Below are 21,999 nucleotides of genomic sequence, written 5' to 3'. Positions count from 1 at the left end.
TCGGACTCCGAAAGAGCCGCCGCGGGAAACCCGGCGGCTTTTTTGTTTCCAAATACCGCCGCGTCACCTTATAAGCGCGGCACTTCCCTGTTTTTTACCATACCGCATCATGGCCCGTTACAATCCCAAAGAGACCGAACCCAAACAGCGCCAGCGCTGGGACGACGCGCAGACCTTTCTGACGCGCGACGACCCGTCCAAGCCGAAATACTATGTGCTGGAGATGTTCCCCTACCCGTCCGGGCGCATCCATATGGGCCACGTCCGCAACTATGCCATGGGCGACCTGGTGGCGCGGTTCAAACGTGCGCGCGGTTTCGACGTCCTGCATCCCATGGGCTGGGACGCCTTCGGCATGCCGGCCGAAAACGCCGCCATGGAGCGCAATGTCCACCCCAAGGGCTGGACCTACGACAACATTGCCAATATGCGCAGCGAGCTGAAGCGCCTGGGCCTGTCGATCGACTGGACGCGCGAATTCGCCACCTGCGCCCCGGAATATTACGGTCAGCAACAGCGCTGGTTCATCGACCTGCTGAAGAACGACCTCGTCTATCGCCGCGAAAGCCAGGTCAACTGGGATCCGGTGGACATGACCGTCCTGGCCAACGAACAGGTCATCGAAGGCCGTGGCTGGCGTTCCGGCGCTCTGGTCGAAAAGAAAAAACTGACCCAATGGTTCATGCGCATCACGCGCTTTGCAGACGACCTGCTGGAAGGCCTGTCGACCCTGGACCGCTGGCCGGATAAGGTCCGCACCATGCAGGCCAACTGGATCGGCAAGTCGCGCGGCCTGCAGATGCGCTTCCCGATCCATAAAAGTGATGAAAGCGTTGAGATCTACACCACCCGCCCGGACACCTTGTTCGGCGCGGCCTTTATCGCCATTGCCGCCGACCATCCGCTGGCCCAGGGCCTGGCATCGCAGAACCCGAAACTGGCGGACTTTATCAAGTCGATTCAAAAGGGCGGCGTTTCTCAGGCCGACATCGACACCGCCGAGAAGCTGGGCTTCGACACCGGCATCAAGGTCGACCATCCGTTCAAGCCGGGCACCACCCTGCCCGTCTGGGTCGCCAACTTCGTGCTGATGGACTACGGCACCGGCGCCATCTTCGGCTGCCCGGCCCACGACCAGCGCGACCTCGACTTCGCCCGCAAGTACAATCTGCCGGTCACCGAGGTCGTCCTGCCCAACGGCGCAGACCCCACGACGTGGTATGTCGGCAACGAAGCCTATACCGGCCCGGGCACCATCTTCCACTCCGACTTCCTGGACGGTCTGGAAATCGAAGCCGCCAAGGACGCCGCCATCGAACGCATCGAGGCCCTGGGCTTGGGCACCGGCGCCACGGTCTTCCGCCTGCGCGACTGGGGCGTGTCGCGTCAGCGCTATTGGGGCTGCCCCATTCCCGTCATCCACTGCGAAGCCTGCGGCGTCGTGCCGGTGCCGGACGATCAATTGCCCGTTGTCCTGCCAGAGGATGTCACCTTCGACATCCCCGGCAATCCGCTGGAGCGCCACCCGACCTGGAAGCATGTCAACTGTCCGTCCTGCGGCGCCAAGGCGCGGCGCGAAACCGACACGCTGGATACCTTCGTCGATTCATCGTGGTACTTCGCCCGCTTCACCGACCCGAAGCACCCCCAGCCCATCAACAAGGCGGCCGCCGATCACTGGCTGCCGGTCGACCAATATATCGGCGGCATCGAGCACGCTGTCCTGCACCTGCTGTATGCCCGCTTCATCACCCGGGCGCTGAACCACTGCGGCTATCTCGACGTCAAGGAGCCCTTTGCTGGCCTGTTCACCCAAGGCATGCTGACCCATGAGACCTATGCTGACGGGGTCGATGATATCGGAAAGCCCAACTGGGTCGAACCGGCCGACGTTCAGGTCGAAACGATCGATGGCAAGCGGGTCGCCACACGCGTCTCGACCGGTGCTGCCCTGACCATCGGCGACATCGAGAAGATGTCGAAATCGAAAAAGAACACAGTAGCCCCCGGCGACATCTTCGACACCTATGGTGTTGATTCGGCACGACTTTTCGTCCTGTCGGACTCACCGCCTGAGCGCGATGTGCAATGGTCAACTTCGGGCGTCGAGGGCTCCTGGCGCCTCACCCACCGTATCTGGGATCTGTTCGACGGCCTGCCGGACGTTGCGATTCCGTGTACGGACGAAGCGGCCGCAATCGCCCTGCGCAAGGCTGCCCATAAGGCGGTCAAGCTGGTCACCGAAGGTTTCGAAGGCTTCCGCTTCAACGCCGCCATCGCCAAGCTGTACGAACTGGTCACCACCATCCGCACCGCCGACATCGCCAAGACTGGTTCCGAGGCCCGCATTGAGGCCCTGACCTTGCTGGCCGGGCTGATCGCGCCTGTCACGCCACACCTGGCCGAGGAATGCTGGACCCGCTTGGGCCGCGACGGCCTGATCGCCGAAGCCGCCTGGCCACATTTCGACCCGGCCCTGGCCCAGGACGACGCCTATATCATGCCCGTCCAGGTCAACGGCAAGCGCCGCGGTGAAATCCTGATCCAGAACGGCGCCAGCGAAGACGAAATCCGCGAGACAGCGCTTGCGGATGCCGATGTTAAACGGCATCTTGACGGCGCGACCATTCGCAAGATCATCATCGTGCCGAACCGGATCCTCAACTTCGTGGTGGGATAAGATGCGAACTGCCCTGAAACTGCTGTGCCTCGGCGTCCTGGCTATCTCGCCTGTGACCCTGTCCGGCTGCGCCGGCTACACTGCCCTCTACGCCGAGCGGGTCACGGTCAACATGGCGCAGATCGGCCTGGAGGTCCCCCAGACCCGCACCGGCTACTACCTGGAGCAGGACCTGAGGAATGGCTTCGGCGCTGACGACGTGTCGCCCAAGCTCTACAAGCTGACCGTCACCATGACGGAGCGTCACTATTCGATCGGTTATCGCGTCGATGAGACCTCGACCCGGTCGGAAATCACCAGCCGCGTCAGCTACGTACTCACCGACACGCGCACCAACAAGCGTCTGACCCGTGGCAACTTCAGCGAAACCGTGACCTTCAACACCAGCCAGTCGCCCTTCACGGGTGTGGTTTCGCAGCAAGACGCTCAGGAGCGGATTGCCGCCACCATTTCCGACCGGATTCAGGCGGATCTCGCCCTGTATTTCCATCAAAAGGCCAAGTAAGGGCCTCCGACGGGCAGGGTCGAGACCCGGCACCCAAAACACATGAAACTCGTCAAGAAGCCCGAGATCGATGCCCTGTTCAAGAACCCGCCAAGCCATGTGCTGGGCGTGCTCATCTATGGCAAGGACCGCAGCCAGGTCATCGAACGCGCGACCGTCCTGGCCAAGCGCATCGTCCCGGACATCACCGACCCGTTCAACGTCTCGCTCATAACCGACACCGACATCGAGAACGATCCGGCGCGGCTGGAAGGTGAACTTCAATCCCTATCCATGATGGGCGGACGCAGGCTCGTTCGCCTCAAGTTTTTCACCGAGAAGGCCGCGCTCGACAAGGCCGTCGCCGCCGTCGTCAAGCAACACGCGGCCGGCGACTACAATCGCGAAGCCTTCCTGATCATCGAAGCCGGCAGCCTCGGCGGCGAATCGGCTCTGCGCCGACTGGCCGACGCCGACAAGGCCCTGGTCAGCATCGCCTGCTACGAAGACGAAACCGGCGACATCATCCGCATGGCGCGCGAAGCCTTCGCCGCCAACGGCGTCTCACTGACGACCGGGGCCATGGACATCTTTGCCCAACGCCTGCCTAAGGAACGCGGCATCGCCCATCAGGAAATCGAACGCCTGATTTTGTTCATCGGTCCCCATTCGCACAAAACCCTGGAAGAGCGCGAACTGCAGGATTTCCTTGGCGTCGAGCCCGAAGCCTCGTTGTTCAAGGCCGCCCAGGACGCGTTCGGCGGTCGGATGAAATCCGCCCAGGCCGGGCTCCGACGCGCCTTCGCCGAGGGCGAAACCGGTCCCGACGCCATGCGCGCCCTGTCCGGGCACTACAACAAGGTCAAGCTGCTGAAAACCAATATGAGCAAGGGCATGGGCGGCAAGGAGGCTGCCAAGGTCTCCGGGGTCTTCTGGAAGGACGAGGCCGACATGTTACGCCAGGCTCAGACCTGGAGTTTCGATCTGCTTGACCCTCTGGCGAGCGACCTGATCGAAGCCGACAAGCAGTGCAAGTCCACCGGCATGCCGGACCTGTTGATCGCCGAACGCCTGTACCTGCAGATTGCCGGAAAAGCCAACCGGGCCGGATTATAGCCGCCCATTTCTGACGAATCTGACCGGCATTGATACGGCTTCCGCCGCCAAATTCGCGACAAACGCCGTTCTTCAAAAATTTCCTTTTATTTCATTAACTTACGGCAAAGCTCGTCGAGCTGTTCGAGGGTTTTGTAGGTCAGCCTCAGCTCACCCTTGCCGCCGGCGTCACTCAGCTTGACCTGAAGCCCCAGAGCCTCCTGAAGATCCTGCTCAAGAGACTGGACGTCAGCATTGACGGCCGGCTTGGTCTTGACGACCGGCACAACATCCTTGCCCTCGTCGCGAACCAGGGCTTCGGCCTGACGCACCGACAGACCCTTGTCGATGATCGTCGCCGCCAGGGCCTCCGGATTTTCCGCCGTCACCAGAGTCCGGGCATGACCGGCACTGATCCGACCCTGAAGTACGTGATCCTGAACTGCCTCCGGCAGGGTCGAAAGACGCAGCGTATTGGCGATGTGTGACCGCGATTTACCGACCACCTGAGCCAGCGCATCCTGGGTACGACCGAAACGCTCCATCAGAATCTTGTAGGCTCTTGATTCTTCGATCGGATTCAAATCCGCGCGCTGCACGTTCTCGATGATCCCGACTTCAAGCACTTCCAGGTCATTCAGTTCACGGACGATGACCGGCACGGTATGCAGCCCGGCCTTCTGGGCAGCCCGCCAACGACGCTCACCGGCGATGATCTGGTACTTCCCGGGCTGACCGGGGGCAGACCGAACCAGGATAGGCTGCAGAACGCCCTTCTCGCGGATCGAGTTCGACAGCTCCTCAACCTCGGTGTCGTTGAAGACCTTCCGCGGCTGATCCGGGTTGCGAACCAGGAGTTCTATCGGCTGTTCCAGACTGTTGCGCCCAGCCTCGGCGGACTTTTCAACCGGCTTTTCCGCCGTGGCGACAACCACCGGATCACCCAGCAAGGCCGACAATCCGCGACCCAAACCTCTATTTTTTTCAGACATTTAGCTTCCTTTAAGGCCGTCTTTAAGCGGCCTGGGGCTTACGCGTTTTCTCGCGCGCCACCAATTCCTTGGCCAGCTTGATATAGGCCTGGCTGCCGGAGCAACGGACATCGTAAATCAGGGCGGGCTTGCCGAAGGACGGCGCCTCCGAAACGCGGACATTGCGCGGTATGACCGTGTCATACACGAGGTGACCGAAGTGTTGCCGTACGTCCTTTTCGACATGCCCGCTCAACGCGTTACGCTTATCGAACATGGTCAGGACGATACCCTGAAGGCTCAGGCGCGGATTCAACGAACCGCGCACCAAATCGATGGTCCGCATCAGCTGGCTTAGACCTTCGAGGGCGAAGAATTCGCACTGCAACGGGACCAATACCGCGTCAGCAGCACTCATCGCATTGACCGTAAGCAGGTTCAGCGACGGCGGGCAGTCAATCAGGACATAGTCATAGACCGGGGTTTCGCCAAGTCCCAGCAGCGCATCGCGCAGACGGTAGGAGCGGCGCTCGGCATGGCCAAGCTCGATCTCGACACCCGACAGGTCAGGGTCGGACGGCAACAGAGAGAGTCCGGGTACGGACGTTTTTACCGCGGCGTCGCCGATCGGGCACTGATCGACGATGACGTCATACAGCGAGCTGTTGCGGTCGACCTTGGGCACGCCCAAACCGGTCGAGGCGTTACCCTGCGGATCTAGGTCGACCAGCAAAACCCGCATCCCAATCGCTGCCAGGGCAGTGCCGAGATTGATCGCCGTCGTCGTCTTGCCGACACCACCCTTCTGATTGGCGATGGCGAGGACGCGCATGGTCTTCTCATCTTGTCCTTGTTGAAGATTTGGCACGTTGTAACCCTTGTATATGGACGACTCGTCCGCGGGGATCGGACAGTGACTCACTCTGTTCTACCTGAAAACGCCAGGCCTTGCCAGCTTCACTGAGTTCTTCGCCAACGTTTTCCCCCTTTAAAAACCAGGCATCGGCACCGTTGTGGATAAAGCGCTCGGCAAAGCCCAGAAGGCGGGTCATGGGAGCACAGGCCCGGGCCGTCACCACATCCACCCGGAGGTTCAAATTTTCGGCGCGGTCATTGATAACCACCGCCGGCAAGGCCAGTTCGGCGACAACCGCCTCCAGAAACCGGCAGCGCTTGGCCAGGGAATCGATCAGATAGACGTTTGGCGCGTCAGCCGTGTGTTTCAGCAGGATCGCCAGCACCACCCCGGGAAATCCAGCCCCTGCCCCCAGATCGGCCCAGGTTTGGGCGTTCGGCCGAAGATTCAGCAATTGGGCGCTGTCCAGGACATGGCGCGACCAATAGTGCGGTAGGGTCAAGGGCCCGACCAGGTTCATCACTTCATTCTTGTCGGCCACCATTGCGCCAAAGGCCGTCAGATCGTCAACGGCCTCCTGTTTCACGTGAAACACGAGCTTGGCCGCCATCTCGGCGGGGGTCATCGGCTCAGTCATGCCGACCGCTTGTTGTGATTGCGCACATAGAACAAAAGGGTCGTCAGAGCCCCTTGGGTAATGCCCTCGATGCGCCCCGCCTGGCCCAGGGTCTGCGGACGAATGCGGTTCAATTTTTCACGTGCCTCATGCGACAGGCCGACAATGGCCATGTAATCGAGGTCCGCCGGCAAGGCCAAGTTCTCGTCCTTGCGGAAGGTTTCTATCTCAGCCTTCTGACGCCCCATATAACCGGCATAGAGTGCGTCGATCTCGACCTGTTCATACAGCGCGTCGGGCCAGGCGGAGATCTCAGGCCACAGGGCTTCCAGCTTTTCACGTGAGCAGCTGTCATAGGCCATCAGCTGCATGACATTACGCCGCTGACCATCGCCGTTGACATGGATGGCTTGATTCAACGCCTCTTTTGGTCCGACGTTCAGCTCGGCGGCGCGCTGCCGAATGCCGGCCAAGGCATCGCGCTTTTCAGTCCACGCCGTCTGACGACGTGCCCCTACAACACCAATGGCGACACCCTTGTCGGTCAGGCGTTGATCAGCATTGTCCGCGCGCAGGCTCAACCGAAATTCCGCGCGGCTGGTAAACATGCGATAGGGCTCGGTGACGCCACGGGTGATCAGGTCATCGATCATCACCCCGATATAGGCTTCGTCGCGACCCAGAACGACCGGCGCCTGACCACCCGCCCGCACCGCCGCATTCAGCCCGGCCATCAGGCCCTGGGCGCCGGCCTCCTCGTACCCCGTGGTCCCGTTGATCTGACCCGCCAGAAACAGACCCGGCAGGCGCTTCAGCTCGAGGCTCGGGTTCAGTTCACGTGGATCGACATAGTCATATTCAATGGCATAGGCGTAGCGTTTGACAACCACGTCTTCCAAGCCAACAATCGTGCGCAGGAAGGCGTCCTGCGTCGTTTCGGAGACGCTGGTCGAAATACCGTTGGGATAGACGGTATCGTCGTCATAGCCTTCCGGCTCGAGAAAGATCTGATGCGAGGTCTTGTCGGCGAACTTGACCACCTTGTCTTCGATCGACGGACAATAACGCGGGCCACGGCCGGCGATATGTCCACCATAGACCGCCGATTCCTGCAGCCGCTCAGCGATGATGCGATGGGTTTCGGCGTTGGTGTAGGTGATGCCACAGGCGATCTGGTCGCGTTCGATCGACGGGGTCAGATAGGAAAAAGGGGTGATCGGATTGTCACCGAGTTGTTGTTCCAGCCGGTCCCAGTGAATGGTCTTGCCTTCCAAACGCGCCGGCGTTCCGGTCTTCAACCGACCCATATCCAGCTTCAAATCATACAGGCGCTGACCCAGGCCATTCGCCGGCTGGTCACCCCATCGTCCGGCGGGGGTCCGCTTGTCACCGATATGGATCATGCCACGCAGGAAGGTCCCCGTCGTGAGAACAACAGCCTTGGCCCGATAGTTTTGCCCGGCGGCGTCAATCGCACCGCACACGATGCCATTGTCCAGGATTAGATCTTCGACGGCGCCTTCGATAATCGTCAGGTTTTCTGTCTGAGACAGTTCCGCCTGAACAGCCTGACGGTAAAGCTTGCGATCGATCTGGGCGCGAGGACCGCGCACGGCGGGGCCCTTGGAGCGGTTCAGCACCTTGAACTGCATGCCCGCCACATCCGCCATCCGGCCCATGATGCCATCCAGGGCATCGATTTCACGCACCAGATGGCCCTTGCCTAGACCACCGATCGCCGGGTTACACGACATTTCGCCGAGAGTGTCGAAGCGGTGGGTCAGCAGAAGTGTCTTGGCGCCCATGCGCGCGGAGGCGGTTGCGGCTTCACAGCCGGCATGTCCGCCGCCCACGACGATCACGTCCCACAGGGTTTGTTCAGTCATATCGATATCCGGAAATTCAGATGGGCCCTATAGCAGATACGGCGCCCAGGGTCGAATCGCTATTTGCGATGTTTCACGTGAATCATTTGCCGATGCAGAAGGTCGAGAACACAACGTCCAGTATGCCTTCAACATCATAGCGACCAAACAGAGCTTCAAAACTGTTGATGCTCCCACGGACATGTTCGGCTGTCAGCTCCGGCACGCGCATTCGGGTCAGGCGCGCGTGATCCAAATGATCCACCGCGTCTTGTAGCCGTTCGAAATGGCGGGCGCGCGTGGCTGCCGGGAAGGTTTGAACCGAGAGACGTTTCGTTACGACCGATTCCAACGCGCGGACCAGTTCGTCGATTCCCTGACCCGTGGCCACGCTGACTTTGAATGCCGATGTTCCACGTGAAACATCTGCGTCTTTGAAAGACTCGTATAGATTGTCAGAACCCTGATCAATCTTGTTAAAGGCGACCAAGTCCCCTGCCCTCGATTCAACCCCGTCGAGTCCGGACGCGGACGAATCGATTACCCAAAGTCTTAGGTCAGCCTCGTCCCCCTTCGCCCGTGCTCGACGTATCCCCTCACGTTCGACCACTTCAGCGGTTTCGCGCAGTCCGGCCGTGTCGTAGAGAAGGACAGAATAGGGCCCGATCCGCAGTTCCGCCTCGATGACATCACGGGTCGTGCCGGCAATCGGAGTGACAATGGCGGTTTCAGCCTTCAGCAGCGCATTGAACAGACTCGACTTGCCGGCATTTGGCTCGCCGAGAATGACAATCCGAAAGCCCTCACGGATTTGCCGGCCGCGTTTGGCATCTGCGATGGCGGCTTCCAAAGACGCCTGAACCGCGGCCATCCGATCGAGGATAGAGTCAACCAGTTCGGTCGGCAGGTCTTCGTCGGGGAAGTCGATATAGACTTCGATCCGCGCCAGGATGTCGACCAGGGCCGCATGCCAGGCTTCGTACTGGGTCTTCAAGCCGCCACCCATTTGGGTCAGGGCCTGACGGCGTTGCGCTTCGGACTCGGCATCGACCAGGTCGGCGATGGCCTCTGCCTGGGTCAGATCCAGCTTGCCGTTCTCCAGCGCGCGGCGGGAGAACTCTCCGGGTTGAGCCAGACGCAAGCCCATCTCGGCCAGAATGACATAGAGCCGGTCCAGGATGGCGCGTGATCCGTGGACGTGGAGTTCGACGCAGTCCTCGCCGGTGAAGCTGTTCGGACCCTGAAAGAAGAGGACCACCGCTTCATCGATCAGTTCGCCGTCGTGAACCAGTGCGGTAAACACAGCGCGCCGGGCGGGCACGGGTTTGTCGGTGAGGCGCTGTAGGGCGGAAAATGCATCTGGTCCCGAGAGGCGAAGGATCGACACACCGGCGCGACCCTGGGCGCTGGCCAGGGCGAAGATGGTTTGATTCACGTGAAACACAGCCTACTTGGCGTCCTTGCCGCCGAAGCTACCCATAGACGCCTGAGCTGCCGACTGCATCAGTTTGAAGAACTGGTCCTGGGCGGTGACCCCCAGGCTCGACCAGTTCTTCATCATCTCTTCGGGCTTCATGGAGTGGATGTTCTGTTCCATACGCTGTTTCATCGCCGAGATCATGTAGTCGTTCAGCGGCTCGACGTCGGGCAGGCCAAGAAAGGCGCGGGCTTCCTGGGGTGAGCATTCGACATTGACCGTGACCTTCATGCGGGGCTCCGAAGCAGAGTTCATAAAACGTCAACCCGATATGAGCCTGTCATACCGGGTTGGCAAGGGATTTGAAACGAAGAGCTGCTTGTGCAGAGGGAACCCGCCGTAAGAATACCCCTCCACCCCTTCGGGGTCCCTCTCCGCAATACCTGGGGAGGAGAAGTTTGCGAACCCTCCTCCGTGGGTCGTGAGTGACCACACCACTCCGAAGGCGAAGCCTGAGGCAAGGCCGACGGGCCGCCCGAGCCTCTCCTCTCCATTTTATGGGGAGGTGTCGGCGAAGCCGACGGAGGGGTCCCTACTCCGACTAGGTGTTCATCGATTGGAAGAATTCCGCGTTGCTCTTGGTCTGGCGCAGCTTGTCGATCAGGAATTCGATCGCGTCCTGGGCGCCCATCGGGTTCAGGATACGGCGCAGGACATAGGTCTTTTGCAAGTTCGACTTGTCGGTGAGCAGGTCTTCCTTGCGGGTGCCGGACTTGAGAACGTCCATCGCGGGGAAGACGCGCTTGTCGGCGACCTTGCGGTCCAGCACGATTTCCGAGTTGCCGGTGCCCTTGAACTCTTCGAAGATGACTTCGTCCATACGCGAGCCGGTATCGATCAGGGCCGTGGCGATGATGGTCAGCGAACCGCCTTCTTCGATGTTACGCGCGGCGCCGAAGAAGCGCTTGGGGCGTTGCAGCGCGTTGGCGTCGACACCACCGGTCAGGACCTTACCCGATGACGGCACCACGGTGTTATAGGCGCGGCCCAGACGGGTGATGGAGTCGAGCAGAATGACGACATCGCGTTTGTGTTCGACCAGGCGCTTGGCCTTTTCGATGACCATTTCAGCGACCTGAACGTGGCGGGTGGCTGGTTCGTCGAAGGTCGAGGAGATGACTTCGCCGCGGACGGTGCGCTGCATGTCGGTAACTTCTTCCGGACGTTCGTCGATGAGGAGAACGATCAGGTAGCAGTCGGGGTGGTTGGCGGCGACGGACTTGGCGATGTTTTGCAGCATCATGGTCTTGCCGACGCGGGGCGGCGCGACGATGAGGCAGCGCTGGCCCTTGCCGAGCGGGGCAACGATGTCGATGATGCGGCCGGAGCGGTCCTTCAGGGTCGGGTCTTCGATTTCCATCCACAGCCGCTTTTCCGGGTAAAGCGGGGTCAGGTTATCGAAGTGGACCTTGTGGCGGATGTTTTCCGGGTCTTCGAAATTGATGGTCTGGATTTTGAGGAGGGCGAAGTAGCGTTCGCCTTCGCGCGGGCTGCGGATCGGGCCTTCGACGGTGTCGCCGGTGCGCAGGCCGTGACGGCGGATTTGCAGCGGCGAGACGTAGATGTCGTCGGGGCCTGGCAGGTAGTTGGCTTCGGGCGAGCGGAGGAATCCGAAACCGTCCTGGAGGACTTCGATGACGCCGGAGCCGGTGATTTCGACGCCGTCTTCGGCCAGGGCCTTGAGGACGGCGAACATCAGGTCCTGCTTACGCAGGTTCGAGGCGTTCTCGATGCCGAGGCCTTCGGCGAAGGTGACGAGGTCGGTAGGCGACTTATCCTTGAGGGTCTGGAGCGACATTTTCTGTCCGCTCAACGGACCGGGGCCGTCTTCGTCCTGATCGTCGGAGTCGTTGTCGTTTTCGGTCTCCTGGTCCTCGCCTAAGGTATCTGGGTTGAGGTCCAGTTCGGGTATTTCATTTTCGTTGTCTTGTGACATGAGGTCTCTCTTGCGATGGACGCGTAGAACGGCCCGCGGCGGTTATGCCGTTGGCGTTTGACGAGTCCCCTAACCTTTTTTTCGGTAACGATCGGAAAAGGCTGATAAATTTTAAAGTGAGAAGGCGAGTCCACAGAACGTGGGGCCTGATGGAGCGTTTTGTGCGCGTTGGAGCGACGCTCGTCAAGGAGAATGTTACGGGGTTTGGGGCCTGAGGCCCCAAGTCTTCCCTCTTTTCTTTCCTGACCTTGCCCTCGGGCAAGGTCAGGAAAGAAAGAAGAAAAAGTTATGGGGCCGCGGGCCCAGACCCCATTACATATCTTTACCAGGTCCACTCCAGCGTGACCGAAACCACCATCACCAGCGCCAGCAGGATCGGCAGTTCGTTGATCATCCGCCAGAACTTTTCCGTCCCAATGTCCTGACCGGCCTGAAGCTTCTTGAACCGCACCGCCAGGAAGTGGTGATACCCGGTCAAAATCACAACCCCAATCAACTTTACATCCAACCAAGGCTGGGCAAACAGGCCCCATTCATGCCATGTATAATGGAAATACAGCATCCAGCAGCCGAAAATCCACGCCAAGATCATCGCCGGATTCATGATGATCCGCAGCAGGTTGCGCTCCATGACCGAGAAGACGCTGGTTACTGCTGGCTGGTCACTATGCTTGATGTGATAGATAAACAGCCGTGGTAGGTACAACAGCCCGGCCATCCAGGCGATCACGGCAACGATGTGCAGCCCGCGGGCCAAGTCAAACCATCTCATGCCGCCCTCTTCTTCGGGCAGAACTTGTGACACTTGGCACAGTCATGATCGCCGATCACTGGACCGACCGCCCCCAGAGCCTTCATGACCTCAGCACCCAGGGCCTGGATCAAACCCTTATTCGTCCGCAGCGCCGGCACCCGGCGGTAGACGTGCACCCCCGCCTTTTCCGCCAGCTCGGCATATTCGATGTCCAGCTCCACCAGCGTCTCGATATGCTCGGACACGAAGGCAATCGGGATCAGCATCACCGCCTTGCCATCCCGGCCGGCCGCCTGAATGGTCTCATCCGTCGACGGCCCGATCCACTTCAACGGTCCGACCCGGCTCTGATAACAGATGACGTGGTCGATATCGCCCAGGTGCGCCATGATCCTGGCCACCGATGACTCGACCTGCTCCTGGTAAGGATCCCCGTTCTTGATGATCTTTTCCGGCAGGCCATGTGCCGAAAACAACAGCCGGACATTTGACGTATCCCCGACCTTGCTCTTCAGCCATTCCCGGATAAGCTGGACATGAGCGTCAATGAAGTGGTCATTATCCGAATAACAACAGACATATTTCACCGGCGCCTTGCCGCGCCATGCCTTCTTGAACGCCTCAAACCCTGAAAGGGTCGTCGTCGAGGAAAACTGCGGATACAGCGGCAGGACCACCACCTCGTCCGGCTTCCACGCCTCGATCTGCTTGACGCAATCCTCGATGAACGGATGCCAGTAGCGCATGCCGATGAACACCTTGGCGTCGATGCCGGCGCCCCTGTTCAGGTGCGTCTCCAACGCCTGAGCCTGATCGCGCGTTTCGGACAGGATGGGCGACCCACCCCCCATCAAGGCATAATTCTTCTTGGCTATCGGGGCCCGCCGGCTGGAAATCAGCGAAGCCAGCCCCTGACGTATCCCCCACGGCAGATCGATGATGCGGCGATCAGCGAACAGGTTGTACAGGAAGCCCTGGACGTCGGCCTGTTTTTCAGGACCTCCAAGGTTGAACACTAAGACTGCAACTCTTTTTTTGGGCGCTACCGCTTCACTGCTTGAGCGGGGTTTGGAGCCTGGAGCGCTTCGCGCGGTCGGGGTCTGCGTCATGAACTGCGGATTCTTTTCAATGCCTGCTCAACATGGGCGATCGGCGTGTCAGGGAAGATGCCGTGGCCCAGGTTGAAGATCAAGGGCCCCTGCCCCCAGGCTTCGAGAATCCGGTCTATCGCCGCATCCAAGGCTGCACCACCCGATCGCAAGACCACCGGGTCCAAAGCCCCCTGGATCGGCCGAATCTTCTGCAATTCGATACCCAGCGCAAGCGGTGTCGCCGTTCCTAAGGCCATGGCTTCAATCGTCACGGCCTGCGCATAATCCAGACAGCGGGCCTCGGCGCCGCGCGGAAACCCGATGATCGGCAGGGTCACACCCAGTTCCCGCACGCGATGGATCAGGCGGATATGTGGTTGCGTTACCAGGAGATCGAAATACGGATCGGGAAACCCTTCCGCCCAGCTTTCGAAAATCTTCAACACCTGAGCGCCCTGATCGGCCTGGACCTTCAGATACTGCGCCGATGCCTCAATGACGATGTCGATAAGGCTAAGCACCGTGGTAGGATCGTCATAGACGAACGCCCGAATGAGGCTACGATCGTTCGCCTTTCGGCCGTTCAGCATATAGGTCATGACCGTCCACGGCCCGCCGCAGAAACCGATCAGGGTCGTCGCCTCGGTCAGTCCGGCTTTAACGCGGGCGACGGTCTCACCCACATTCTTCAAAGCCTCACCCGCAAACGGCGCCTTGTCCCGCATTGCTTCCAACGATGGCAATTCGCCCAGCACAGGGCCTTCGCCGGCGGCAAAGGTCAGGTCCTGACCCAGTGCCAGAGGGATCATCAAAATGTCCGAGAACAGGATCGCCGCATCGAACCCGAACCGCCGGATGGGCTGAAGCGTCGCCTCCGCTGCCTTTTCCGGGTTGAGACAGAAATCGACAAACCCGGAGGTCGTCGCACGCAGTGCTCGATATTCCGGCAGGTAGCGCCCAGCCTGACGCATGAACCATACCGGCGGCGGTGTTACCGTCTCGCCGCCCAGAACCCTGATTAGGGATGCCTTACCTGCCTGCATGGAGTCAATCCTCGGACGTGTCACGCGTCCTCATGACTTAAACCTTATAAAAAGAAAAGAGATTGAAGAGGTTTATTGTGCCGTGGACAGGGCGAAAAAGTGTCGCAGATTTCGCGTGATTCACGAGTTTTTCACAGTCCACTCACCTTGGGATGACTCGATTCCCACAGCCTGTGGGAAAGGCGGATAATTTACCAAATCTTTATACTGATTAAGAATTCCTTAACCATGTGGTCGAATTGAGCCTGAATGGTTAATGAAAGGTTAAGGCATCCACACCCTGCGGATTTCCATTCATACATTGTTAACCAATTGGACGGAATCGGGACAAAATGGGCGGTTGTGCACCCTCATCCCCAACGCACCTGCGAGAAAACCTGGATAACAGGAATCGCCAACAATCCGCACACAACTGTCCACGGATTCCTTGCACAGTTATATTTATCGCATCACTGTGACAGCTATGTGAAACGGAAGAACGAAGTTTTCCGAAGACAGGCCGGCGCGAATGCGCTTAAGGAATCGTCATGTCCCTGACACCGCAAAAAATCGGCACCTATTTCCACGTCCACCTGATTTCGGACTCGACGGGTGAGACGCTGAACGCCCTGGCTAAGGCCGCCGCGGCGCGGTTCGAAGGCATTCTGCCGATTGAGCACCTGTATGTGCTGATCCGGTCGGAAAAGCAGATGGCGCGGTCACTGACCGAGATCGAGAGCTCTCCGGGCATCGTCCTGCACACCATCATCGATCCGGAACTGCGCAATATGCTGGAAATGCGCTGCCGGGAGTTGGATATTCCGTCGATTGGCGTCTTGGATCCTCTGGTGGTGGCCTTCTCGCGCCATCTGGGGGCGGCTGTGTCCAAGCGTGTCGGCGCCCAGCACAATCTCGACAATGAGTATTTCGAGCGCATCGAAGCGCTGAACTATGCCATCGCGCATGACGACGGCGCCATGGCGGACAAGTTGAGGCAAGCTGATGTGGTTCTGGTCGGGGTGTCGCGGACGTCGAAGACCCCGACCTGTATTTACCTGGCCCATCGTGGCATCAAGGCAGCCAATATTCCGCTGGTACCGGGCCGCGATCCGCCAAACGAACTGGACGAACTGGATATCCCGCTGATCGTTGGCCTGATTGCTTCGCCGGAACGTCTGGTATCGATCCGCAAGAACCGGCTTCTGACCTTGAACGATGACCGGCCGTCGACCTACACCGACACCGACGCCGTCCGTGAAGAAATCATTCGCGCCCGCCGGCTGTTCGAACGCAAGGGCTGGCCGGTGATCGACGTCACCCGGCGGTCGATCGAGGAAACCTCGGCCACCATCATAAGCCTGCTGAACGAAAAGCGCACGGGCCGGCTGGGCGGGATTTGACAAAACAAAATCTCCTGTGCAGGGGTCTCGCATGACCTTAATCCTCGCTTCTGGCTCCGCTTCTCGCGCCGCGCTACTGACCGGCGCTGGCATTTCTTTTACCAAGATTCCCGCTGATCTCGATGAGGACGCCATCAAGGATGACGGCCTGGCACGCGGCATGAGCCCCAAGGCGATCGCGCTGAAACTAGCTGAGGCCAAGGCACTGCATGTTTCGGCCCGCAATCCCGGTCTGGTGCTGGGCGGCGACCAGGTCCTGCAGCTCGAAAAGGACCTTATCAGCAAGTCGCACACCCTGGACGACGCCCGCGACCTGCTGAAACGGATGAGCGGTAAAACGCACTACCTGCACGGCGGCCTGGCGCTGGCGGAAGGTGGCCACGTTGTCTGGTCGACGGTGGAATCAGCTGAAATGCACGTCCGCCGGCTTTCCGATGATTATATCGACGGCTACCTGGACCGCGCAGGTGACAAGATCCTGAGCAGTGTCGGCTGCTATCAGCTCGAAGGCGAAGGCGTGCACCTGTTCGAAGCCATCCGCGGCGACTATTTTACCGTCCTGGGGCTTTCGCTGTTCCCGCTGCTGGCCCAGTTGCGCCATATGAGGATCGTGCCGGCATGATCGATATTCAATCCCTGCCGACCGGTGCCGCCCGCATCGCTGCTGTCGTAGGGCAGCCGATCCACCATTCGCTCAGTCCCTTCCTGCATAATGCCTGGCTGCGCGACCTGAAGCTGAACGGGGTCTATGCCGCCTTCGGACCAAAGGACGAACGTGGCTTCGACCGGCTGATCCTGTCGTGCCGCAGCAATGGCATCAAGGGCTTGAACATCACGGCGCCCTTCAAGGAACAGGCCCTTTCCTTGGCCGATACCGTTGCGGCATCCGCCCGGGTCTGTGGTTCCGCCAATCTGCTGACCTTTGATGACGACGGCCAGATTCACGCCCAAAGCACCGACGGTCACGGCCTGGTCCGCTCTTTCGAACTGCAGGCGCCCGGTTGCGACCTTAGGGCCGGACCTGTCGTGATCATGGGCGCCGGCGGGGCATCGCGCGCGGCTGTTGCCGCCATGCTGGACGCCGGCGCGCCGGAGGTTCGCATCGTCAATCGCACCCTGGCCCGCGCCGAAGACCTGGTCTTCGCCTTTCCGGGCGACAAGGTCACCGCCTTCGAACTGACCCAGGTCGATCGCGCCTTCCGGGGCGCCGTTGCCGTGATCAATGCCGCCTCGGGCGGTCCCCTCCCCCTGTTCGATGCCTTGGATACAGCCGCGACCATCATGGACATGACTTACCGGCCTTTGCGCACCAACTGGCTGACCGCGGCGGCCGAGCGCGGCCTGGCCACGGTCGACGGGCTCAACATGCTGATCGAACAGGCGCGGCCGTCGTTCGAAGCTTTTTATGGCGCCGCGCCCAACCCGGCCTTCGACATCCGGGCCCTGGCCCTGACCTATCTCGGTGAAGCATGATACGGCCAGGTCTCGTAAGACTGGGTCTGACCGGCTCGATCGGCATGGGCAAGTCGACCATCGCCGACATGTTCGAGGCTGAGAGCGTACCGGTCTGGGATGCCGACGAAGCCGTCCATCGCCTTTATGCCCAGTCGGAGCCGCTCAAAGTCGCGCTCACCCAGGCTTTTGGCGATGTTCTCAGTGACAATGTCGTCGATCGCGTCAAGCTGTCGGCAGCCCTGCATGGCCGGTTCGATCAGCTCAACGCCCTGGTTCATCCCGCTACCGTCGCCGACCGCAAAGACTTTCTCCAACGCCATGCCGCCGCCCCCCTGGTCGTGGCCGACATACCCCTGCTTTATGAAACCGGCGCCGAGGCGACCCTGGACAAGGTTCTCGTCGTCAGTGCCCCGGCCGAAATTCAAGCCGACCGCGTACTGAAGCGACCGGGTATGACCGCCGAAAAGTTCGCTGCCATCCTGGCCCGCCAGATGCCCGATGCTGAAAAACGCCGCCGCGCGGATTTCGTTATCGACACATCGCAAACCCTGGATCTGTGCCGCGAAGAGGTGCGAAAAATCATCGCCGACCTGACCCGCGACTCTTGAAAACGATCCCCAAACACCAGCATAAGAGGCCATGGCCTTAGAAATCGTTCTCGACACCGAAACCACCGGCATTGACCATCGCAAGGGTCATCGCCTGATCGAAATCGGCTGCATTGAGATCGAAGACCTGCTGCCCACCGGTCGGACCTTTCACCACTTTGTCGACCCGGAACGCGAGATCGAGCCGGACGCGATTCGGGTGCACGGCATCAGCAATGAAAAGGTCCGGGGCAAACCCAAGTTCGGTCAGATCGCTGACGAGCTGTGCGAATTTATCGGCGACAAGCGCATCATCGCCCACAATGCCGCCTTCGACCGCGGCTTCATCAATATGGAGATGGAGCGTCTCAGCCGCGTCTGCCACCCGGACGATCAGTGGATCGATACGCTTGAACTGGCGCGCAACAAGTTTCCCGGCATGGCCAATTCGTTGGACGCCCTGTGCCGGCGTTTTAACATTTCCCTGGCTGAGCGCGACCTGCACGGCGCCTTGATCGATGCCCGGTTGCTGGCCAGCGTCTATCTGGAACTTCTGGGCGGGAAGGAACGCGGACTGGATCTGGAAATGGCGTCAGCGCGGATCGAAGCGGTTCAGGTCGCCAATCCGATCAGCTATGGCGCCCGGCCGCGTCCCCTCGCCCCGCGGATAACGGCTGCCGAGGTTGCGGCGCATGAGGCCTTTGTCGCCAAGTACCTGAAAGACAAGTCTCTCTGGAAATAGAAAAGCCCGGTGTTGCCACCGGGCTTTACAGATTTAGGCCTGGCCGGCCGCGGCCTGATTCTGCAACTGCGCCCGTTGCTGGGCGTAGAGGGCGCCGAAATCGATCGGCTCCAGGAAGAAGGGCGGGACAAACCCGCCGTCGGCCGTGACGTCGGCAATGACGCGGCGGGCGAATGGAAACAGGTAGCGCGGGCATTCGACCAGCAGTGTCGGTTCCATCAGCTCGGGCGGGATGCTGCTCAGTTGGAACAGACCACCATAGACCAGTTCGATATTGAACATCGGGCCGTCGGGTGTGGTCGCCTTGACGTTCAGCTTGAGGTCGACTTCGAACAGGCCGTCGTCACGGCCGCGGGCGCTCATTTCGACGCCCAGGTCGATCTCGGGCCGCGATTCCATGCGCAGGGAGTTAGGCGCGCGCGGGTTTTCAAACGAAAAATCGCGGATGAACTGCGCCATGATCTGCATGTTGGGGATCGGCGGCGAACCGGGGGTGACGGGGGTTTCGGTCATAAACTACAGGCTCCGGAGGTTGCGCCGGATGGCTTTGGCGCAGAGGTGGACACGCCCCTATCAGATAAGATTGTCTTAGGCAACGAAACGAACAGTTCCCATTCACCATTCTTATCCTATATAGAGGGGACTGATCGCCTTCCCAGCCGATTGCAAAAGAGATTCTGTCGTGGATAACATGGTCGCCCTCATCATTTTCGCCATCGTCGCCGTGGTGATCTTGTTTCAGCTCTACAACGTGTTGGGCCGCAAGGTGGGCTTCCGCGCCGAAGACAAGCCCGTCACCGTCAAGGGTGACGATTTCGGCGATCTCAGCACCAAGACGGACAAGCTTCCGGAAGCCTCGCGCATGCCTAATCTCGAAATGCTGAAGACGCGGGATGCCAATTTCAACGAGCTGAACTTTCTGGAAAAGGCGCGTGAGTCCTACGAACAGGTCGTCATCGCCTTCCACAAGGGTGAGTTGGATGCGGTCAAGGACAAGCTGTCGGATACGGTGTACGGCATCTTCGCCAAGGCCTTGGTCGGTCGGGCTGCGCCGGAAGAGACGTTGAGCTTTGTCGACCAGCCCAAGGCGGATATCGACCATATCGACTTCAAGGATGAGGTTGCTCAGATCCGCGTCCGCTTCCTGTCGGAGTTGGTCTATGAAAAGACCGAAGCACCCGCAGAGTCGGCCGTGCCGCCGACCAAGGCGGATGCCCCCAAGGTCCACCGCAGCCATAAGCGCACAGCGGAATACTGGACCTTCCAGAAGGGCATGAAGGTTGCCAACAGCCCTTGGCTCCTGACCAAGGTCGAAGCCGCCAAGGCGTGACCCTGAAATCTTGACGTCTTTGGGCGATCAGCCCAATGTGCCCGCGTTTTTGATGACGGAGGGCTGCATGTTCAGGAAAATCGCAATCGGCTTCACCCTGACCGCAGCCTTGCTGGTCAGCGCATGTGTGCAAACGCCATCGACCCCACCGGTCGTGACACCACCGGTTGTCGAACCCGTTCCACCGGTGACCCCGCCTGTAACACCTGTTGCGAATCCGGTGCCGGCCAATAAACGCCTGGATACCCTGCCCGGCTGGGTGGACAGCGACGCCTTCATCGCCCTGGAAGCTTTGCGCGCCACCTGCATCTACAAAGCGGGCCGGCAATATGCTGCGGTTTGTGCCGACCTGAAGGATGAAGAGTTCAACACGCCGGCGGATATCAAGGCCTTCCTGATTACACGCTTCCAGGTCGAGGCGGTGCCGGGCGAAGGTCTGCTGACCGGCTATTATGTCCCGGACTACCAGGCGGAATATGCGCCGACGACCGAATTTTCGCAGCCGGTGCGGCCCAAACCCGACGATCTCGTTGTTATTCCGGGCTCACAGCTGACCCCGCCGTCGACGGCGGTGAAGATCGCGGCGCGCAAGGTCGGCGATAAGTACGTCCCCTACTACACCCGCGCCGAGATCGAGCTGATGCCAGTGGCCACCAGCTACTATATGCGGCCGGAAGATTATTTCTTCATGCAGCTCCAGGGTTCGGCGTTTTTGACCACGCCCGACGGCAAGACGGTTTATTCGGCATATGCCGCCGATAATGGTCGGCCCTTCGTTGGTATCGCCAAGGTGATGCAGGAGCGCGGTTACCTGGCGCCGAACCAGACCTCGGGTGACAACATCCATAAGTGGCTGGCGGAGCATCGCGGTCCGGAGGCGACCGAGGTGATGAATATCAATCCGCGCTACGGGTTTTTTGTCATCCAGCCGGACCGGACCGCGCCAGTGGGGGCTTCTGGTTTGTCGCTGCCGCCGGGTTCGGCGATCGCGGTCGATCCGACGTTAAATCCCTTGGGTGATCTGTTCTGGATCGATGCCAATGCGGGGACTCTGGCCGACGCGTTTCCGGTCTATCAGCGGATGGTGTCGGCTTTGGATACGGGCGGCGCGATCAAGGGCCAGATCCGGGCTGATCTTTATGTCGGCCATGGCGCCAAGGCGGGCACCGAAGCCGGTCGGATCAAGCACAAGCTGAAAATGTGGCGGATTGTTCCGTTTGTGGGCAACTGATAGGAAGCGACTGTTGAACAAGTTGCTATTCGAAGACGAAGCCTTTGCTATCCGTGGAGCGATCTTCGAAGTCTACAGGGAAATGGGCTGCGGCTTCCTGGAAGCCGTGTATCAGGATTGTCTGGAGCAGGAATTTATAGCTAGGCAAATCCCGTTTTCAGTCCAGCCGGTTTTGACCCTGGCCTACAAAGGCAAAAACATAGCCAGAACCTACTCGCCCGACTTTTTATGTTACGGCCAAATCATTCTTGAACTGAAAGCTGTTGAGGCCTTGGCGGACCAACACAGGGCGCAAGTTCGGAACTATCTTAAAGCGTCAGGTCTTCCGCTAGGCCTGCTTGTAAATTTTGGAACCTATCCCAAGGTTCAGATCGAACGGCTTCTTATGTGAGGCATGGTTTTTCGGT

The 21,999-nt window shown here is 59.9% G+C and carries 22 protein-coding genes; 11 read left to right on the top strand and 11 right to left on the bottom strand.

Annotated features, from left to right (window positions below):
• The first annotated feature begins 109 nt into the window (after positions 1–109).
• The 3 genes from leuS to holA are packed head-to-tail and all read left to right on the top strand — an operon-like array spanning position 110 to position 4,280.
• A complete protein-coding gene (leuS, locus tag ABI_RS02255) occupies positions 110–2,680 on the top strand; it encodes a leucine--tRNA ligase (protein ID WP_006271194.1) in 2,571 nt (856 codons plus the stop codon).
• Between the two features lies 1 nt (position 2,681).
• On the top strand, positions 2,682–3,185 hold the full coding sequence (locus ABI_RS02250) for an LPS assembly lipoprotein LptE (protein WP_006271193.1): 504 nt from the start codon (positions 2,682–2,684) through the stop codon (positions 3,183–3,185).
• Positions 3,186–3,227: 42 nt separating this feature from the next.
• A complete protein-coding gene (gene holA, locus ABI_RS02245) occupies positions 3,228–4,280 on the top strand; it encodes a DNA polymerase III subunit delta (RefSeq protein WP_006271192.1) in 1,053 nt (350 codons plus the stop codon).
• A gap of 86 nt (positions 4,281–4,366) precedes the next feature.
• Here holA and ABI_RS02240 read toward each other — a convergent pair whose 3' ends face one another.
• From ABI_RS02240 to hemE, 10 genes are all read right to left on the bottom strand, one after another.
• The gene (locus ABI_RS02240) at positions 4,367–5,251 is read right to left on the bottom strand and encodes a ParB/RepB/Spo0J family partition protein (protein WP_006271191.1); all 885 of its coding nucleotides are present in this window, start codon (positions 5,249–5,251) and stop codon (positions 4,367–4,369) included.
• Between the two features lie 22 nt (positions 5,252–5,273).
• On the bottom strand, positions 5,274–6,062 hold the full coding sequence (locus tag ABI_RS02235) for a ParA family protein (RefSeq protein ID WP_006271190.1): 789 nt from the start codon (positions 6,060–6,062) through the stop codon (positions 5,274–5,276).
• A 7-nt stretch (positions 6,063–6,069) separates the two neighbouring features.
• Positions 6,070–6,711: a 16S rRNA (guanine(527)-N(7))-methyltransferase RsmG gene (rsmG, locus tag ABI_RS02230; protein WP_006271189.1), complete on the bottom strand. Its 642-nt coding sequence runs from the start codon at positions 6,709–6,711 to the stop codon at positions 6,070–6,072.
• 8 nt (positions 6,712–6,719) lie between these two features.
• Positions 6,720–8,588: a tRNA uridine-5-carboxymethylaminomethyl(34) synthesis enzyme MnmG gene (gene mnmG, locus ABI_RS02225; protein ID WP_006271188.1), complete on the bottom strand. Its 1,869-nt coding sequence runs from the start codon at positions 8,586–8,588 to the stop codon at positions 6,720–6,722.
• Positions 8,589–8,670: 82 nt separating this feature from the next.
• Positions 8,671–10,002, bottom strand: coding sequence for a tRNA uridine-5-carboxymethylaminomethyl(34) synthesis GTPase MnmE (mnmE, locus tag ABI_RS02220; RefSeq protein WP_006271187.1), 1,332 nt, complete (start codon positions 10,000–10,002; stop codon positions 8,671–8,673).
• 12 nt (positions 10,003–10,014) lie between these two features.
• Positions 10,015–10,275, bottom strand: a complete 261-nt coding sequence (locus tag ABI_RS02215; RefSeq protein ID WP_006271186.1) for a DUF6489 family protein — start codon at positions 10,273–10,275, stop codon at positions 10,015–10,017.
• A 310-nt stretch (positions 10,276–10,585) separates the two neighbouring features.
• Positions 10,586–11,980 carry a transcription termination factor Rho gene (gene rho, locus ABI_RS02210; RefSeq protein WP_040308507.1) on the bottom strand — a complete coding sequence of 465 codons (1,395 nt, stop codon included), beginning with the start codon at positions 11,978–11,980 and terminating at the stop codon, positions 10,586–10,588.
• Positions 11,981–12,302: 322 nt separating this feature from the next.
• On the bottom strand, positions 12,303–12,752 hold the full coding sequence (locus tag ABI_RS02205) for a CopD family protein (protein WP_006271184.1): 450 nt from the start codon (positions 12,750–12,752) through the stop codon (positions 12,303–12,305).
• Positions 12,749–13,750, bottom strand: coding sequence for a ferrochelatase (hemH, locus tag ABI_RS02200; RefSeq protein ID WP_006271183.1), 1,002 nt, complete (start codon positions 13,748–13,750; stop codon positions 12,749–12,751). The genes ABI_RS02205 and hemH overlap by 4 nt, the downstream gene beginning before the upstream one ends.
• Before the next feature lie 89 nt (positions 13,751–13,839).
• Positions 13,840–14,868, bottom strand: coding sequence for a uroporphyrinogen decarboxylase (gene hemE / locus ABI_RS02195; protein ID WP_006271182.1), 1,029 nt, complete (start codon positions 14,866–14,868; stop codon positions 13,840–13,842).
• A gap of 527 nt (positions 14,869–15,395) precedes the next feature.
• On the opposite strand from hemE, the gene ABI_RS02190 reads away from it, so the two are divergent.
• From ABI_RS02190 to dnaQ, 5 genes are read left to right on the top strand one after another with little or no spacing between them, the layout of a single operon-like run.
• Complete coding sequence (locus ABI_RS02190) at positions 15,396–16,247, top strand: pyruvate, water dikinase regulatory protein (protein WP_006271181.1); 852 nt, start codon at positions 15,396–15,398, stop codon at positions 16,245–16,247.
• Between the two features lie 31 nt (positions 16,248–16,278).
• On the top strand, positions 16,279–16,869 hold the full coding sequence (locus ABI_RS02185) for a Maf family protein (RefSeq protein ID WP_006271180.1): 591 nt from the start codon (positions 16,279–16,281) through the stop codon (positions 16,867–16,869).
• Between the two features lie 5 nt (positions 16,870–16,874).
• On the top strand, positions 16,875–17,720 hold the full coding sequence (locus ABI_RS02180; protein WP_040308853.1) for a shikimate dehydrogenase family protein: 846 nt from the start codon (positions 16,875–16,877) through the stop codon (positions 17,718–17,720).
• Positions 17,717–18,310 carry a dephospho-CoA kinase gene (coaE, locus tag ABI_RS02175; protein ID WP_006271178.1) on the top strand — a complete coding sequence of 198 codons (594 nt, stop codon included), beginning with the start codon at positions 17,717–17,719 and terminating at the stop codon, positions 18,308–18,310. The genes ABI_RS02180 and coaE overlap by 4 nt, the downstream gene beginning before the upstream one ends.
• A gap of 31 nt (positions 18,311–18,341) precedes the next feature.
• Positions 18,342–19,031, top strand: coding sequence for a DNA polymerase III subunit epsilon (gene dnaQ, locus ABI_RS02170; protein WP_006271177.1), 690 nt, complete (start codon positions 18,342–18,344; stop codon positions 19,029–19,031).
• A gap of 33 nt (positions 19,032–19,064) precedes the next feature.
• Here the strand turns inward: dnaQ and secB are convergent, their stop codons facing one another.
• The gene (gene secB, locus ABI_RS02165; protein WP_006271176.1) at positions 19,065–19,544 is read right to left on the bottom strand and encodes a protein-export chaperone SecB; all 480 of its coding nucleotides are present in this window, start codon (positions 19,542–19,544) and stop codon (positions 19,065–19,067) included.
• Positions 19,545–19,722: 178 nt separating this feature from the next.
• Between secB and ABI_RS02160 the strand changes: the two genes are divergently transcribed.
• The 3 genes from ABI_RS02160 to ABI_RS02150 all read left to right on the top strand — a co-directional run bounded on the left by ABI_RS02160 (position 19,723) and on the right by ABI_RS02150 (position 21,983).
• On the top strand, positions 19,723–20,361 hold the full coding sequence (locus ABI_RS02160) for a Tim44/TimA family putative adaptor protein (protein WP_006271175.1): 639 nt from the start codon (positions 19,723–19,725) through the stop codon (positions 20,359–20,361).
• A gap of 67 nt (positions 20,362–20,428) precedes the next feature.
• The gene (locus ABI_RS02155) at positions 20,429–21,592 is read left to right on the top strand and encodes an MltA domain-containing protein (RefSeq protein ID WP_157138673.1); all 1,164 of its coding nucleotides are present in this window, start codon (positions 20,429–20,431) and stop codon (positions 21,590–21,592) included.
• A gap of 13 nt (positions 21,593–21,605) precedes the next feature.
• Positions 21,606–21,983: a GxxExxY protein gene (locus ABI_RS02150; RefSeq protein WP_006271173.1), complete on the top strand. Its 378-nt coding sequence runs from the start codon at positions 21,606–21,608 to the stop codon at positions 21,981–21,983.
• Positions 21,984–21,999 lie beyond the last annotated feature (16 nt).

The sequence above is a fragment of the Asticcacaulis biprosthecium C19 genome, from assembly GCF_000204015.1.
Taxonomy (GTDB): domain Bacteria; phylum Pseudomonadota; class Alphaproteobacteria; order Caulobacterales; family Caulobacteraceae; genus Asticcacaulis; species Asticcacaulis biprosthecius.
This window is presented reverse-complemented; position numbering and strand designations above follow the sequence as displayed.

Bases quoted from the DNA above. Each gene is read 5' to 3' on its own strand.
- leuS (WP_006271194.1), top strand. From the start codon at position 110: ATGGCCCGTTACAATCCCAAAGAGACCGAACCCAAACAGCGCCAGCGC.
- ABI_RS02250 (WP_006271193.1), top strand. From the start codon at position 2,682: ATGCGAACTGCCCTGAAACTGCTGTGCCTCGGCGTCCTGGCTATCTCG.
- holA (WP_006271192.1), top strand. From the start codon at position 3,228: ATGAAACTCGTCAAGAAGCCCGAGATCGATGCCCTGTTCAAGAACCCG.
- ABI_RS02240 (WP_006271191.1), bottom strand. From the start codon at position 5,251: ATGTCTGAAAAAAATAGAGGTTTGGGTCGCGGATTGTCGGCCTTGCTG.
- ABI_RS02235 (WP_006271190.1), bottom strand. From the start codon at position 6,062: ATGCGCGTCCTCGCCATCGCCAATCAGAAGGGTGGTGTCGGCAAGACG.
- rsmG (WP_006271189.1), bottom strand. From the start codon at position 6,711: ATGACCCCCGCCGAGATGGCGGCCAAGCTCGTGTTTCACGTGAAACAG.
- mnmG (WP_006271188.1), bottom strand. From the start codon at position 8,588: ATGACTGAACAAACCCTGTGGGACGTGATCGTCGTGGGCGGCGGACAT.
- ABI_RS02215 (WP_006271186.1), bottom strand. From the start codon at position 10,275: ATGAAGGTCACGGTCAATGTCGAATGCTCACCCCAGGAAGCCCGCGCC.
- rho (WP_040308507.1), bottom strand. From the start codon at position 11,980: ATGTCACAAGACAACGAAAATGAAATACCCGAACTGGACCTCAACCCA.
- ABI_RS02205 (WP_006271184.1), bottom strand. From the start codon at position 12,752: ATGAGATGGTTTGACTTGGCCCGCGGGCTGCACATCGTTGCCGTGATC.
- hemE (WP_006271182.1), bottom strand. From the start codon at position 14,868: ATGCAGGCAGGTAAGGCATCCCTAATCAGGGTTCTGGGCGGCGAGACG.
- ABI_RS02190 (WP_006271181.1), top strand. From the start codon at position 15,396: ATGTCCCTGACACCGCAAAAAATCGGCACCTATTTCCACGTCCACCTG.
- ABI_RS02185 (WP_006271180.1), top strand. From the start codon at position 16,279: ATGACCTTAATCCTCGCTTCTGGCTCCGCTTCTCGCGCCGCGCTACTG.
- coaE (WP_006271178.1), top strand. From the start codon at position 17,717: ATGATACGGCCAGGTCTCGTAAGACTGGGTCTGACCGGCTCGATCGGC.
- dnaQ (WP_006271177.1), top strand. From the start codon at position 18,342: ATGGCCTTAGAAATCGTTCTCGACACCGAAACCACCGGCATTGACCAT.
- secB (WP_006271176.1), bottom strand. From the start codon at position 19,544: ATGACCGAAACCCCCGTCACCCCCGGTTCGCCGCCGATCCCCAACATG.
- ABI_RS02160 (WP_006271175.1), top strand. From the start codon at position 19,723: ATGGTCGCCCTCATCATTTTCGCCATCGTCGCCGTGGTGATCTTGTTT.
- ABI_RS02155 (WP_157138673.1), top strand. From the start codon at position 20,429: ATGTTCAGGAAAATCGCAATCGGCTTCACCCTGACCGCAGCCTTGCTG.